Annotated in this window: 17 protein-coding genes; 13 read left to right on the forward strand and 4 right to left on the reverse strand. The window is 67.1% G+C overall.

Annotated features, from left to right (window positions below):
* The 3 genes from TX88_RS16665 to mptB all read right to left on the reverse strand — a co-directional run.
* Positions 1-659: ABC transporter permease (locus TX88_RS16665; protein WP_044518279.1), on the reverse strand; the 659-nt coding region annotated here is incomplete at its 3' end.
* On the reverse strand, positions 656-1,588 hold the full coding sequence (locus TX88_RS16670; RefSeq protein ID WP_044518281.1) for an ABC transporter ATP-binding protein: 933 nt from the start codon (positions 1,586-1,588) through the stop codon (positions 656-658). The genes TX88_RS16665 and TX88_RS16670, both read right to left, overlap by 4 nt.
* Entirely contained in the window at positions 1,585-3,261 is a 1,677-nt protein-coding gene (mptB, locus tag TX88_RS16675; protein WP_044518283.1) for a polyprenol phosphomannose-dependent alpha 1,6 mannosyltransferase MptB, read from the reverse strand. The genes TX88_RS16670 and mptB overlap by 4 nt, the downstream gene beginning before the upstream one ends.
* A 116-nt stretch (positions 3,262-3,377) precedes the next feature.
* Between mptB and TX88_RS16680 the strand changes: the two genes are divergently transcribed.
* From TX88_RS16680 to TX88_RS16740, 13 genes are all read left to right on the forward strand, one after another.
* Positions 3,378-4,202, forward strand: coding sequence for a helix-turn-helix transcriptional regulator (locus tag TX88_RS16680; RefSeq protein ID WP_110917961.1), 825 nt, complete (start codon positions 3,378-3,380; stop codon positions 4,200-4,202).
* Positions 4,199-5,629, forward strand: coding sequence for a Fe-S cluster assembly protein SufB (gene sufB, locus TX88_RS16685; protein ID WP_044518285.1), 1,431 nt, complete (start codon positions 4,199-4,201; stop codon positions 5,627-5,629). The genes TX88_RS16680 and sufB overlap by 4 nt, the downstream gene beginning before the upstream one ends.
* Complete coding sequence (gene sufD, locus TX88_RS16690) at positions 5,630-6,811, forward strand: Fe-S cluster assembly protein SufD (protein ID WP_044518287.1); 1,182 nt, start codon at positions 5,630-5,632, stop codon at positions 6,809-6,811.
* Positions 6,811-7,584 (forward strand): Fe-S cluster assembly ATPase SufC, encoded by a 774-nt coding sequence (sufC, locus tag TX88_RS16695; RefSeq protein ID WP_044518290.1) that lies wholly within the window; start codon positions 6,811-6,813, stop codon positions 7,582-7,584. The genes sufD and sufC overlap by 1 nt, the downstream gene beginning before the upstream one ends.
* Position 7,585: 1 nt before the next feature.
* Positions 7,586-8,842 (forward strand): cysteine desulfurase, encoded by a 1,257-nt coding sequence (locus TX88_RS16700; protein ID WP_044518292.1) that lies wholly within the window; start codon positions 7,586-7,588, stop codon positions 8,840-8,842.
* Positions 8,843-8,844: 2 nt separating this feature from the next.
* Positions 8,845-9,297, forward strand: coding sequence for a Fe-S cluster assembly sulfur transfer protein SufU (sufU, locus tag TX88_RS16705; protein ID WP_210741441.1), 453 nt, complete (start codon positions 8,845-8,847; stop codon positions 9,295-9,297).
* A complete protein-coding gene (locus TX88_RS16710; protein ID WP_044518296.1) occupies positions 9,294-9,635 on the forward strand; it encodes a metal-sulfur cluster assembly factor in 342 nt (113 codons plus the stop codon). Before sufU ends, TX88_RS16710 begins: the two co-directional genes overlap by 4 nt.
* 28 nt (positions 9,636-9,663) lie before the next feature.
* The gene (locus TX88_RS16715; RefSeq protein ID WP_044518297.1) at positions 9,664-10,191 is read left to right on the forward strand and encodes a hypothetical protein; all 528 of its coding nucleotides are present in this window, start codon (positions 9,664-9,666) and stop codon (positions 10,189-10,191) included.
* 126 nt (positions 10,192-10,317) lie between these two features.
* Positions 10,318-11,004, forward strand: coding sequence for a DUF8548 family protein (locus tag TX88_RS16720; protein ID WP_044518299.1), 687 nt, complete (start codon positions 10,318-10,320; stop codon positions 11,002-11,004).
* A 123-nt stretch (positions 11,005-11,127) separates the two neighbouring features.
* A complete protein-coding gene (gene trxA / locus TX88_RS16725) occupies positions 11,128-11,502 on the forward strand; it encodes a thioredoxin (protein ID WP_044518301.1) in 375 nt (124 codons plus the stop codon).
* 18 nt (positions 11,503-11,520) lie between these two features.
* Entirely contained in the window at positions 11,521-12,351 is an 831-nt protein-coding gene (locus TX88_RS16730) for an enoyl-CoA hydratase (protein WP_044518302.1), read from the forward strand.
* Positions 12,352-12,375: 24 nt separating this feature from the next.
* Positions 12,376-14,004 carry an ABC-F family ATP-binding cassette domain-containing protein gene (locus TX88_RS16735; RefSeq protein WP_044518303.1) on the forward strand — a complete coding sequence of 543 codons (1,629 nt, stop codon included), beginning with the start codon at positions 12,376-12,378 and terminating at the stop codon, positions 14,002-14,004.
* A 129-nt stretch (positions 14,005-14,133) separates the two neighbouring features.
* Entirely contained in the window at positions 14,134-14,328 is a 195-nt protein-coding gene (locus TX88_RS16740; protein ID WP_044519487.1) for a helix-turn-helix domain-containing protein, read from the forward strand.
* Between the two features lie 29 nt (positions 14,329-14,357).
* On the opposite strand, the gene TX88_RS16745 is transcribed toward TX88_RS16740, so the two are convergent.
* Positions 14,358-14,936, reverse strand: coding sequence for a TetR/AcrR family transcriptional regulator (locus TX88_RS16745; protein WP_044518305.1), 579 nt, complete (start codon positions 14,934-14,936; stop codon positions 14,358-14,360).
* Between the last annotated feature and the right edge of the window lie 25 nt (positions 14,937-14,961).

Consider the following 14,961-nt stretch of genomic DNA (forward strand, 5'->3'; position numbering starts at 1 on the left):
CCCGATGGCGTCAGCCGGGCAGCCCAGCGCAGCGCGGACGGAACCGGGCCGCCTTCCAGGGTCAGTGCGCCGAGGCCGGCGAACACGAACCACAGCAGGTTCGCCAGCGCCAGCACGATCTCGGCCTTCAGGGTGCCGCCGAGCAGCAGCCCCAACGCGGCGAACGTGGCTGTACCCAGCGCGATGATCACCGCACCCAGCGCCAGGCCGGCCGGCGACGGGCGCCAGCCCAGCGCAAAACCGATGGCGCCCAACAGGATCGCCTGCAAGAACACGACGGTCACCACGGCCAGCGACTTGCCTGCGATGATGCCCCACACCGGGAGTGCGGTGGCGCCGAGCCGTTTGAGGGCGCCGTACCGGCGGTCGAAGGCCACCGCGATGGCCTGCCCGGTGAACGCCGTGGAGATCAGGGCCAGCGCCATGATGGCCGGGGTGAAGGTTGCCGCCCGATTGTCACCGAACGAGCCCAGCGGCAGCAGTGTCATCCCGACCAGCAGCGTGATGGGGATGAACATGGTCAGCAGCAGCTGTTCGCCGTTGCGCAGCAGCAACTTCAGTTCCAGCCCGAACTGGGCGGCCAGCATGGCAGGCACCTTGGCCGGGCGGGGGTCCGGGGAGAAGGTGCCCGGGGCGAATCTGTTCGGCGCACTCGTCATGACCGCAGCTCCCGTCCTGTCAGGTCGAGGAATACATCTTCGAGGCTGCGCTGCTCCACCCGCATATCCGTGGCGAGCACGTCGAGCCGGGCGCACCACGCCGTCACGGTGGCCAGTACCTGCGGATCGATGTGGCCCTCGACCAGGTACTCGCCGGGAGCGGTCTCGGTGGCCTTGTAGTTCTCCGGCAGGGCGGCGGTCAGCAGGGACAGGTCGAGCTTGCGCGGCGCGCTGAATCGCAGCTGGTTCTCGGCGCCGCTGCGGGTCAGCTCGGCCGGCGTGCCGGTGGCGACGGCAACGCCGTGATCGATGATGACGATCCGGTCGGCGAGTTCTTCGGCCTCGGTGAGATGGTGGGTGGTCAGCACCACGGTGACACCGTCACGGCGCAGCGCATCGATCAACTCCCACACCACAATTCGGGCGTGGGCGTCCATCCCGGCGGTGGGCTCGTCGAGGAACACCAACTCGGGGCGACCCACCACGGCGCAGGCCAGCGCCAGTCGTTGCTGCTGGCCGCCCGACAACCGCCGGTAGGTGGTGCGGGCGGATTCGGTCAGGCCGAGGGTGTCCATCAACCAGGCCGGATCGAGGGGATCGGCGGCGTAGGAGGCGACCAGATCGAGCATCTCGCCGGCCTTCGCCGCGGGGTACCCGCCGCCGCCCTGCAGCATCACGCCGATCCGCTCACGCAACTGGGCGTTGTCGGCAACGGGATCCAGGCCGAGGATCTCGACCCGGCCGCCGTCGGGGCGGATGAAGCCCTCGCACATCTCGACGGTGGTGGTCTTGCCCGCGCCGTTGGGGCCGAGCAGGGCGAGCACCTCGGCGCGTTGCACGTCGAGGTCGAGGTTGGCGACCGCTGTTGTCGATCCGTAGCGCTTGCTGACGCCGCGGAGCAGCACCGGATGTTCAGAACGCGAGGTCACGGGGATTCAGCGTAGGCGTCGGGGGACTGCGTGCGTGCCGGCGGTGGGCTTGTGTCCGTCTGACGTGACGCGCGCCACGGTAGCCGGCGCCACGTCAGCCCGATCAGGATCAGCACGATCAGCGCGCTGGCCAGCGTCGCCATCACGATCTGGAACAAGGTGAACCGGTCGCCGTTGGCCGTCGGACCGAAGATGCCGACGACCAGGGTGATGGCGATCGTGGATCCGCGGAACCCTGGCCGGGTTGCCCACGCGGCCAACGGGATCACCGCCCATAGCAGATACCACGGTTGCACCACGGGGAACAGCAGGATCGTGCCGCCGAGGGCGACGCCCAGGCCACCCACGGCATGCAGGCGGCCGCGCATCACCGCCAGCAGCAGCCAGCTGACCAGGATCGCGATCAAGAAGACGCCGATGGCGCGGGTCAGGGCGAGGACCGCGGTGGTGTGGTCACCGAGACCCAACAGGATGCCGACCTGGCCGGTGCCCAGGGCCAGCAATGTCGGTGGTGACATCCAGCTGCGCACGACGTTGGCGGTGCCCAGGGTGCCCAGCCACCCGAATCCCAGCCCGCTGGCCCAGCCGATCAGGGCCATCACGGCCAGGGACACCGCGCCGAGCGGGACACTCGCCACGAAGAACGCCTTGATCGTGCCGCCCAGACGCCAGGCCAGGGCCATCGCGACGAATCCCAGTGCCAGTAGCGACGGCAGCTTGACCTGGGAGGACAGGGTGATCAGCACCGTCCCGAGCAGCAGCATCGCCGCGGGATACCAGTGCTCCCAGTCCTCGCGGGAATGTGGCCAGGTCAGCGGCCGCGGGATCAGGGGCGCGGCCGCGTCGATGCCGCGCAGCGCGAACTCCGTGCCGGCCAGCATCAGCCCGAGCATCAGGGCCTCGTTGTGGATCCCCGCCACCAGGTGCATGAACAGCAGGGGATTACAGGCGCCCAGCCACAGTGCGCTGACCTCGGCGACGCCGCAGCGTCGGGCCAGCCGCGGCGTCGCCCACACGATGAGCCCGACACCGAGCAGCACCACGACGCGGTGGCACAGCACAGCGGCGACGATGTTCTCGCCGGTCAGCGCCGAGATGCTCTCGCCGATCCACAGGAAGAGCGGCCCGTACGGGGCCGGGGTCTCGCGCCACAGGCTGGGCACCGACAACGTGAACACGTGATCGAGGCCGAGGCCGGTCGCCGGGCCGACCTTGTAGGGGTTGAGACCGATGTAGCCGATCTCGCTCTGGGCCAGGTACGAGTAGACGTCCTTGCTGTACATCGGCGGCGCGATCAGCAGGGGGATGGCCCACAGCAACAGCGTGCGGTCGAGCTGACTGCGCGACATCCGCCGGGGGCCGAGCGCGAAGCGTCCGAGCATGAGCCAGGCCAGCGCCATCATCACCGCACCGGTGGTGGTCATCGTCAGCGACACGGTCTGGATGCGGGAGGGCAGGTTGAGCAGCCGCACCCCGAAGGTGGGGTCCTGCACGACGGGGCGGGCTCCCGCACCGAGGGCGCCGATCGCCATCAGGACGGTTCCGGTGGCCCCGAACAGCCGGGTACGGCGCTGCGCGATGACCTCGGAGGCGTTGAGTGGGGACCCGACGGTCCGTTCGTCGCCGTGCCACCGGGCGATCGATGAGCTGAAGGTCGACAGGCGGCTTGCCATCAGGGCAGCGTAACCGTCGACGGAGGCGGCCCTCGCCAGGCAACGGTGGCCCAGGTCACGTAAGGGTGCCCTTGCTAGAACCCTGCGTGGAATTCCGTCACAATGGTGTTGTGAAAATGCGTCGTACGGCTGCGGGCTCTGCTTCGAGCCCAGCTTCGGTCAGTGTGCCGAAGCCGGTCAACGACGTGGTGCCGGCCTCCGACGGGCATACCCGGCGGGCGATCATCCATCTGTTGCTCGAAGGCCCCATCACGGCCGGGCAGATCGGCGAGCGGCTCGGAATTTCGGCTGCCGGTGTGCGTCGTCACCTCGATGCCCTGATCGAAGCCGGCGATGCGCAGGCCAGTGCCGCCGCGGCGTGGCAGCACAACGGCAGGGGCCGCCCGGCCAAGCGGTACCGGTTGACGGCCGCGGGGCGCGCCAAGCTCGGCCACACCTACGACGACCTCGCGGTCGCCGCGATTCGGCAATTGCGCGAGATCGGCGGCAAGGATGCCGTGCGGACTTTCGCGCGGCGCCGGATGGACTCCATCCTGGCCGGGGTCACCGAGGGGTCCGGCGGAGTCGCCGATACCGCCGAGCGCGTCGCCGACGCGCTGACCCGGGCCGGGTACGCCACCACCACGACGCCGGTGGACGGCCCGATCCACGGGGTTCAGATCTGTCAGCATCACTGTCCGGTTTCGCACGTCGCCGAGGAATTCCCGGAGTTGTGCGAGACGGAGAGCGAGGCGTTCGCCGAGATCCTGGGCACCCACGTGCAGCGCCTGGCCACGATCGTCAACGGTGACTGCGCCTGCACCACTCACGTCCCACTCGATGTGGACAGCGTCGAGGCCAAGACAAGTACAGACAGCGCTACGAAAGTTCGGAGCACAGCCCGCGCCCGGACGACCGCAGTGACAAGCCAAACAGCGAGCAAGCAAGGAGCGGCGACATGACCATCACGCCCGAAACGCCATTGACCCAGGAAGAGACCATCGCGTCACTGGGCAACTACGGCTACGGCTGGTCGGACTCGGATGTCGCGGGCGCAAGTGCGCAGCGCGGCCTGTCCGAAGCCGTCGTGCGTGACATCTCGGCCAAGAAGAGCGAGCCGGAATGGATGCTCGACGTCCGGCTGAAGGCGTTGCGCACCTTCGACAAGAAGCCCATGCCGCACTGGGGTTCCAACCTCGAGGGCATCGACTTCGACAACATCAAGTACTTCGTGCGGTCCAGCGAGAAGCAGGCCGCGTCCTGGGAGGAACTGCCCGAGGACATCAAGAACACCTATGACCGCCTCGGCATCCCGGAGGCCGAGAAGCAGCGCCTGGTCGCCGGTGTCGCCGCGCAGTACGAGTCGGAGGTGGTCTACCACTCGATCCGCGAGGACCTCGAGGCCCAGGGCGTCATCTTCCTGGACACCGACACCGGTCTGAAGGAACATCCCGAACTGTTCAAGAAGTACTTCGGCACCGTGATCCCGGCCGGCGACAACAAGTTCTCGGCCCTGAACACCGCGGTGTGGTCTGGCGGCTCGTTCATCTACGTGCCGCCGGGCGTGCACGTCGACATCCCGCTGCAGGCCTACTTCCGGATCAACACCGAGAACATGGGCCAGTTCGAGCGGACGCTGATCATCGCCGACGAGGGCTCTTACGTGCACTACGTCGAGGGTTGTACCGCGCCGATCTACAAGTCCGATTCGCTGCACTCCGCGGTCGTCGAGATCGTCGTCAAGCCCGGAGCCCGGGTGCGCTACACCACGATCCAGAATTGGTCGAACAACGTCTACAACCTGGTCACCAAGCGGGCCCGGGCCGAGGCCGGCGCCACCATGGAGTGGATCGACGGCAACATCGGCTCCAAGGTCACGATGAAGTACCCGGCCGTGTGGATGACCGGTGAGCACGCCAAGGGCGAGGTGCTCTCGGTGGCGTTCGCCGGTGAGGGCCAGCACCAGGACACCGGGGCCAAGATGCTGCACCTGGCTCCGCACACGTCGTCCAACATCGTGTCCAAGTCGGTGGCCCGCGGCGGTGGCCGCGCGTCCTACCGCGGCCTGGTCCAGGTCAACAAGGGTGCGCACGGCAGCAAGTCGAGCGTGAAATGCGATGCGCTGCTGGTCGATACGATCAGCCGCTCGGACACCTACCCGTACGTGGACATCCGTGAGGACGACGTCACGATGGGTCACGAGGCCACCGTGTCCAAGGTCAGCGAGGATCAGCTGTTCTACCTGATGAGCCGCGGCCTGACCGAGGACGAGGCGATGGCGATGGTGGTGCGCGGCTTCGTCGAGCCCATCGCCAAGGAACTGCCCATGGAATACGCGCTCGAGCTCAACCGGCTGATCGAGCTGCAAATGGAAGGCGCGGTCGGTTAAGTGACACAGAATCTGACTGAAGCGGTCGAAGGGGTCGCCGCCAACAAGGGCGAGTTGTTCGCATCGTTCGACGTCAACGCCTTCGAGGTGCCCGGCGGTCGCGACGAGCTGTGGCGGTTCACCCCGCTCAAGCGGCTTCGCGGCCTGCACGACGGCTCGGCCGTCGCGAACGCCCACGCCGGCATCACCGTGACCGAGCGGCCCGGCGTGACCGTGGAGACCGTCGGCCGTGACGACAAGCGGCTCGGCGAGGGTGGCGTGCCCACCGATCGTGTTGCCGCCCAGGCATTCTCGTCGTTCGAGACGGCGACCGTGGTGACGGTCGAGCGCGACACCGAGGTGGCCGAGCCCATCGAGATCGTCGTGGACGGACCCGGTGTGGACACCGTGGGCTACGGACACCTGCAGATCCGGGTCGAGGAACTGTCCCGCGCGATCGTGGTTGTCGACCTGCGCGGCAGCGGAACCTACGCCGACAACGTCGAGATCATCGTCGGCGATTCGGCCGGCCTCGGATTGATCTGGATCGCCGACTGGGCCGACGACATGGTGCATGTCAGCGCCCACCACGCCAAGCTCGGCAAGGACGCGGTGCTCGGACACGTCAACGTCACCCTCGGTGGCGACGTGGTGCGTACCGCGGCCACCGTGCGGTTCACCGGACCCGGCGGTGACGCCAAGATGCTCGGCACCTACTTCGCCGACGACGGTCAGTTCTTCGAGTCGCGGCTGCTGGTCGACCACGCTCAGCCGCACTGTAAGTCCGACGTCCTCTACAAGGGTGCGTTGCAGGGTGATCCGGATTCCAGCAAGCCCGACGCGCACACGGTGTGGATCGGCGACGTGCTGATCCGGGCCGAGGCCACCGGTACCGACACCTTCGAGGTGAACCGCAACCTGGTGCTCACCGACGGCGCCCGCGCCGATTCGGTGCCCAACCTCGAAATCGAGACCGGCGAGATCGTCGGTGCCGGGCACGCCAGTGCCACCGGGCGTTTCGACGACGAGCAGTTGTTCTATCTGCGCGCCCGCGGCATCCCCGAGGATCAGGCTCGACGCCTGGTGGTTCGCGGATTCTTCAACGAGATCATCGCCAAGATCGCTGTCCCCGAGGTGCGTGAGCGCCTGACCGCAGCCATCGAAAAAGAACTTGCCATCACCGAATCGAAAGCTACGCACTAATGACCACTCTGGAAATCAAGGACCTGCACGTCTCGGTCAACGCCGCCGAAGGCGCTGAGAACACCGAGATCCCGATCCTCAAGGGTGTCGACCTCACCGTGAAGTCGGGGGAGACCCACGCGGTCATGGGCCCCAACGGTTCCGGCAAGTCGACGCTGTCGTACGCCATCGCCGGGCACCCCAAGTACACCGTCACCTCCGGTTCGATCACGCTCGACGGACAGGACGTCCTCGAGATGAGCATCGACGAACGGGCCCGGGCGGGTCTGTTCCTGGCGATGCAGTACCCGGTCGAGGTGCCCGGGGTGTCGATGTCGAACTTCCTGCGCACCGCGGCCACTGCCGTTCGGGGCGAGGCGCCGAAGCTGCGCCACTGGGTCAAGGAAGTCAAGGGCGCGATGGACGAGCTGGAGATCGATCCGGCGTTCGGCGAGCGCAGCGTCAACGAGGGATTCTCCGGCGGTGAGAAGAAGCGCCACGAGATCCTGCAGCTGGGCCTGCTCAAGCCGAAGATCGCGATCCTCGACGAGACCGACTCGGGCCTGGACGTCGACGCGCTGCGCATCGTGAGCGAGGGTGTCAACCGCTACGCCGAGGCCGAGCACGGCGGCGTCCTGCTGATCACCCACTACACCCGGATCCTGCGCTACATCCAGCCGCAGTTCGTGCATGTGTTCGTGGGCGGTCGCATCGTGGAATCGGGCGGACCCGAACTCGCCGACGAGCTCGAAGAGAACGGATACGTGCGCTTCACCCAAGCCGTCGGAGCCTGACATGACCACCTCGGCGACGACATTGGACCAAGCCGGGCTGGCCAGGATCAGAGCTGATTTCCCGATTCTGAGCCGGGTGATGCGCGGTGGGAAACAGCTCGCGTATCTGGATTCCGGTGCGACGTCACAGAAGCCGCTACAGGTCCTCGACGCCGAACGCGAATTCCTCACCACCTCCAACGGTGCGGTGCACCGTGGCGCACACCAGCTGATGGAAGAGGCCACCGACGCCTACGAGCAGGGCCGTGCGGATATCGCGGCGTTCGTCGGTGCCGAGCCCGACGAACTGGTGTTCACCAAGAACGCCACCGAGTCGATCAACCTGGTGTCGTATGTGCTGGGGGACAAGCGGTTCGAGCACGCGGTCGGCCCTGGCGATGTCATCGTCACCACCGAGCTGGAACACCACGCGAACCTGATCCCGTGGCAGGAACTGGCCCAGCGCACCGGTGCGACGCTTCGCTGGTACGGCGTCACCGACGACGGCCGTATCGATCTCGATTCGCTGGAACTCGACGAGCGGGTGAAAGTGGTGGCGTTCAGCCATCATTCGAACGTCACGGGCGCGGTTGCCCCGGTGGGCGAGTTGGTGTCGCGGGCCAAGGCGGTCGGTGCACTGACCGTGCTGGACGCGTGCCAGTCGGTGCCGCACCAGCCGGTCGACTTCCATGCCCTCGACGTCGACTTCGCGGCTTTCTCGGGTCACAAGATGCTGGGGCCCACGGGTATCGGCGTGCTCTACGGCCGGCAGCAGCTGCTGAACTCGATGCCGCCGTTCATCACGGGCGGTTCGATGATCGAGACCGTCACGATGGAACAGACCACGTACGCGCCGGCCCCGCAGCGTTTCGAGGCAGGCACCCCGATGACCTCGCAGGTGGTCGGATTGGCCGCTGCCGCGCGGTATTTGAGCGACATCGGGATGGATGCGGTCGAGGCGCACGAAGCGGAATTGGTGGCGGCCGCCCTGACCGGTCTGGCCGGCCTGCCACAAGTCCGCATCATCGGACCGACGACGACCGAGCACCGCGGATCGCCGGTCAGTTTCGTGGTCGACGGGATCCACGCCCACGATGTCGGGCAGGTGCTCGACGACGAGGGCGTCGCGGTACGCGTCGGGCACCACTGCGCCTGGCCGCTGCATCGTCATTTCGGGATCGCCGCGACGGCTCGTGCATCGTTCGCGGTGTACAACACGCTCGACGAGGTGGATCGCCTGGTGGCCGGCATCAAGCGTGCCGTGGAGTTCTTCTCGTGAAAATGGAACAGATGTACCAGGAAGTGATCCTGGACCACTACAAGCATCCGCATCACCGCGGACTGCGGGAGCCCTTCGCTGCCGAGGTACATCACGTCAACCCGACCTGCGGAGACGAGGTGACGTTGCGGGTCGCACTCTCCGACGATGCGGAGACGGTCGCCGACATCTCCTACGACGGGCAGGGCTGCTCGATCAGTCAGGCCGCCACTTCTGTGCTCACCGATCAGGTCATCGGCTTGAGCGTCGGCGATGCACTCAAGACGGTCGAGGCGTTCACCGAGATGATTTCCTCACGCGGCAACGTTGAGGGGGACGAAGATGTACTCGGTGACGGCATCGCGTTCGCCGGTGTCGCCAAATACCCGGCGCGGGTGAAGTGCGCGCTCCTGGGTTGGATGGCTTTTAAGGATGCGCTGGTGCAGGCCAGCGACGACGTGGAGGACAAGCGATGAGCGAGACCGCTTCTGACGAACTGCTGGCCGACGTCGAGGAGGCCATGCGCGACGTCGTGGATCCCGAGCTGGGCATCAACGTCGTCGACCTGGGCCTGGTGTACGGCCTCAATGTCGAGGAAGGTGACGCCGGCAAGGTCGCCCTTATCGACATGACGCTGACCTCGGCTGCCTGTCCGCTGACCGACGTGATCGAGGACCAGTCGCGTACCGCGTTGGTGGGCGCCGGGCTGGTCAACGAGATCAAGATCAACTGGGTCTGGAACCCGCCGTGGGGCCCGGACAAGATCACCGACGACGGGCGCGAGCAGTTACGCGCTCTCGGTTTCACGGTCTAGATCCCGACAGACACCGCACAATGACCGTGTGATCACGGTCCCGGCGTTCGTCTGGCGTAGCGGCTTCGCGGGTCGGGCGCTGATCGTCGGCGCAGGTGTGGGCTTGGTGCTGGGTGCGCTCTCCTGGCTGGACTCTGGGTTCTGGGTCTCGGGCGTGCTGGTCCTCGTGATCGTCGGCACGTTCTACGGCATCTGGATGGCGCGCCGGATGGCCCGGTACTGGCCGATGTCGAAGCAGTTGACCGGAGCCGAGCGCGTGGCCGTCGTGCGCGCTGCCCGCGCCGGTCGGCGCATCGAGGATCCGCGATTGGCTGACGCCGCCCGCGACTACGGCCGCGGAGTGCACGAGGCGGCGGAGACGGCTCGCCCGTTTCGCTGGCTGCTGCCGTTGGTGCTCGTCGTCGCCTTGGCAAGCGCGTTGTGGGACGCCGTATTCGGATCGGTCGGCAATGCCGTGGTGTCGGTCATCTACTTGGCGGCGCTGGCGGTCGAACTCTCCTGGTGGCCGAGGCGGCAGGCGCAACTGCTGGCCAACGTCGACCGAGCGTGCCGGTAGAGCAACAACCAGCCCTGTGGATAACTCCCGATTCTGAGCCGATCCCGGGGTGGTTTGTCGGCCGGCGTCTTTAGCTTTCGGCGCAAGGGGACGGATGGCGTTCCCACGTAATCGGAAGGCACCACGATGAGCACCGAAGCTGAACGACTGCACGCGGCCTGCGAACGCGATCTCGGCGACCCGGCGGGCTGGCCGGATCCCACTGCTTATCCAAACGCGTTGGCGCTGTGCATCATTGATGCGATCTATGTCACGGGAGCACGTCATCAGACCGTCGAGCGGATCGTTGAGCGGTATCGCGGTCACCGGGCCGGGCAAGGGGGCGACGCCGACTCCGACGGCGCCCCGGAATTGCTGGCGAGCATCCACGGCCTCGGCGGACCGCGGCAGTGGGCGTCGCAGATCGGCAACCGTCGCCCGACCTCCACCGCCAAGGGTGCGCCGCTGCGGTCGGTCGCACTCCTTGCGGCCGCCGGGGCCCTCGTCGAACTGGGCATCCGGACGGCCGAGGACCTCCGTACGGCCGCCCAGGACGACGATCGCCGCGCCGCGGCCAAGGCCGCGTGGTGCGCGGTGCCGGGGCAGCAGTCAGGTTTCACATGGGGTTATCTGGTGACGCTCGCGCAGGTCCCCGGCGTCACGGTGGACCGGGCGGTGGCGGGCTACGTCGCCCGCGAGGCGGGTACGGCCACGCCCGCCGCCGCGCTGCTGCGCGCCGCGTCGGAATCCGCGGACTGGGAGAACGCCGCCCTTCACCACGCGATCTGGCGATTCGAGTCGGGACGCCCGTATCAACGGGAAGTGCCGGCCTGACGTCCTGACGCCAGGCGGGCGCGGGGGTGGCTTTCGGCGGCGCGCGCCCGCCGAAAGCCTGCTGCCAGTTCATATTGCCCATATGGTGGGAACAGGCCGCTACGCCCCGACGTTAGGAAAAGTGTGAGTACGCAGGACATCACCGCAGATCAGTTCAATGACATCGTCAACGGCAACGACATCGTGCTGGTGGATTTCTGGGCGTCGTGGTGCGGACCGTGTCGTGCCTTCGCACCGACGTTCAAGGCCGCCTCGGAGCAGCACCCTGACGTCGTGTTCGCCAAGGTGGACACCGAGGCCGAGCAGGGGCTCGCCGCGGCTGCCGACATCCGGTCGATCCCGACCCTGATGGCGTTCAAGAAGGGCAAGCTGGTCTTCAACCAGGCCGGAGCACTGCCACCGGCGGCGCTGGAGGATCTGGTTCAGAAGATCAAGGAATTCGACATCGACGCGGCCATGAAAGAGCAGGCCGCTGAGGGCGACGCCGAACAGGTGTGATGAACGGCACGCGATAGCGTGCTGTCCGTGACTGCGCAGAACGAATTCGTACTGGTTGACCGTCCGCGACCGGACGTGGCCCTGGTGACCCTCAACCGGCCTGAGCGGATGAACTCGATGGCGTTCGACGTCATGGTGCCGCTCAAGGGCGTCCTCGAAGACCTCCGCTACGACAACAGCGTGCGCGTCGTGGTGCTTACCGGGGCCGGCCGGGGCTTCTCGTCCGGGGCCGATCACAAGTCGGCCGGCTCCGTTCCGCACGTCGCCGGTCTGACCAGGCCGACGTACGCCCTGCGGTCGATGGAGATCCTCGACGATGTGATTCTCGCCCTACGGCGGCTGCACCAGCCGGTGATCGCCGCCGTCAACGGCGCGGCCATCGGGGGCGGCCTCTGCCTGGCGCTGGCGTGTGACGTTCGGGTCGCCGCCGAGGGCGCCTACTTCCGCGCCGCGGGGATCAACAACGGGCTTACCGCCAGTGAGCTGGGCTTGTCCTACCTGCTGCCGCGGGCGATCGGGTCGTCACGGGCGTTCGAGATCATGCTGACAGGCCGTGACGTCGACGCGCAGGAGGCAGAGCGCATCGGTCTGGTCTCCAGCGTGGTGGCCGAGGAGGCGCTCCTGGACGCCTGCTACTCGATGGCGGACCGCATGGCGGCGTTCTCCCGGCCGGGTATCGAGTTGACCAAGCGCACACTTTGGAGTGGACTGGACGCCGCTAGCCTGGAGGGGCACATGCAGGCCGAGGGCCTGGGACAACTTTTCGTGCGCCTGCTCACCGCAAACTTCGAGGAAGCGGTTGCCGCGCGCGCGGAGAAGCGCCCCGCCGTATTTACCGACGAGAAGTAACACAGACACCGAGGAGGACGCAGCGTGATCACCGCAACGGACCTGGAGGTCCGCGCCGGCGCGCGCACGCTGCTGTCCTTCGAGGGCTCCGCCCTGCGCGTGCAGCCCGGCGACCGGATCGGACTGGTCGGGCGCAACGGCGCAGGCAAGACCACCACCATGCGCATCCTGGCAGGGGAAGGTGAGCCGTACGCCGGCAGCATCTCGCGTACGGGCGAGGTCGGTTACCTGCCCCAGGACCCCAAAGAAGGCGACCTCGACGTCCTGGCCCGCGACCGGGTGCTCTCGGCGCGCGGTCTCGACACGCTGCTGGCGGACCTGGAGAAGCAGCAGGTCTTGATGGCCGAGGTGGCCGACGATGCGGCCCGCGACAAGGCGGTGCGCCGCTACGGGCAGTTGGAGGAGCGGTTCTCGGCGCTGGGTGGTTACGCCGCCGAGAGCGAGGCCGGCCGGATCTGCGCCAGCCTGGGCCTGCCCGATCGGGTGCTGACGCAGCCGCTGCGCACGCTCTCCGGTGGCCAGCGCCGGCGCGTCGAGCTGGCCCGCATCCTGTTCGCGGCCAGCGACACCGGTTCGGGATCTGCCACCACTCTCTTACTCGACGAGCCCACCAACCACCTCGACGCCGACTCGATCGGCTGGCTCCGCGACTTCCTTCACAACCACACCGGTGGACTCGTGGTCATCAGCCACGATGTCGAGCTGCTCGACGAGGTCGTCAACCGGGTGTGGTTCCTCGATGCGGTACGCGGCGAGGCCGATGTTTACAACATGGGCTGGAAGAAGTACCTCGACGCGCGCGCGACCGACGAACAGCGTCGTCGCCGCGAACGTGCCAACGCCGAGAAGAAGGCGGGCGCCTTGCGGGCCCAGGCCGCCAAGATGGGCGCAAAGGCCACCAAAGCCGTTGCCGCACAGAACATGTTGCGTCGGGCCGAGCGGATGATCGCCGAGCTCGACGCCGAGCGGGTGGCCGACAAGGTGGCCCGTATCAAGTTCCCCACGCCGGCGCCGTGCGGTAAGACCCCGCTGGTGGCCAAGGGGCTGACCAAGACCTACGGGTCGCTGGAGATCTTCACCGGTGTCGATCTGGCGATCGACCGCGGATCCCGGGTGGTGGTGCTCGGACTCAACGGTGCGGGCAAGACGACATTGCTGCGGCTGCTCGCCGGCGCCGAGACCGCCGACGCCGGAGTCCTGGAACCCGGGCACGGGTGCAAGATCGGATACTTCGCCCAGGAACACGACACCCTCGACAACGAGGCGACCGTCTGGGAGAACATCCGTCACGCCGCGCCGGACACCGGCGAGCAGGATCTTCGAGGTCTGTTGGGTGCCTTCATGTTCACTGGCCCTCAGCTGGATCAGCCTGCGGGCACCCTGTCCGGCGGTGAGAAGACGCGGTTGGCGCTGGCCGGCCTGGTCGCTTCGACGGCCAACGTGTTGTTGCTGGACGAGCCGACCAACAACCTCGACCCCGCGTCACGCGAGCAGGTTCTCGACGCGCTGCGCAGCTACCAGGGTGCAGTCGTGTTGGTGACCCACGATCCGGGTGCGGCCGAGGCCCTGGATCCGCAGCGTGTGGTGCTGTTGCCGGATGGCACCGAGGACTTCTGGTCCACCGAATACCGGGACCTCATCGAGCTCGCCTGACATCGAATTCTCAAGAACCACCACATCTTCGAGAACGTCAATATAAGACGTTGGACAAATCGACCCCTCGGTGTGTGGGTGGTTTCTACTGTGGGTATCCGTCGGGACATCACAAGCGGGGAGATGTCGATGAGGGATATGAACAAGAATCGTGGCGAACTGCTGTCAGAGCTTCGCAGGGCATACGAAGGGGGTGCCAGCATCCGCACGCTTGTGGCGACGACCGGACGATCTTACGGCTCGATCCACAGCTTGCTGCGGGAGTCGGGAACGACGATGCGCAGCCGCGGCGGTCCCAACCACCGCACCCGGTCCAGGGTGTGATGAGCACAACCGCTGTGCGGTAGCAGGATTCAGCTATCCGCCGGCGTCTGCTGCCGCACGCTGTCCTCGACCAGGTCCAGCACCGCGGTGAGGTTCTTCGGGTCCTCGCCGGAGGCGATGCGGGCTACCAGGCCGTCGAGAACCAGATCCAGGTAGATGTGCAGGACCGCACTCGGCACGTCGTCACGTAGACGTCCGGCCTGTTTCTGGCGGCGCAGGCGCTCGGTGATCGCGGCGTCCAGCTCGGCGGACCGTTCCGCCCAGCCTTGGTGAAAGGCCGGATCGTTGCGCAGCTTGCGGGCGATTTCCAGCCGGGTGGCCAGCCAGTCGAACTGCTCGGGCGCGGCAAGCATGTTCCGCATCACCTGGATCAGGCCTTCGCGGGCGGCCACTTCGGCCATCCGCTCGGCGTCCTCCCGGGCCAGTTCGAAGAACAAGGTGTCCTTGTCCTTGAAGTGGTGAAAGATTGCGCCGCGCGACAGCCCGATGGTTTCTTCGAGCCGTCGCACGGTCGCGCTCTCATATCCGTACTGACCGAAGCAGCGCCGGGCGCCGTCGAGAATCTGACGACGCCGGGCGGCAAGATGATCGTCCGTCACCCTGGGCACTGGAGAACTCCTCGCCCAAGCGCGG

The sequence above is a fragment of the Mycolicibacterium septicum DSM 44393 genome (genome assembly GCF_000455325.1).
GTDB lineage: Bacteria > Actinomycetota > Actinomycetes > Mycobacteriales > Mycobacteriaceae > Mycobacterium > Mycobacterium septicum.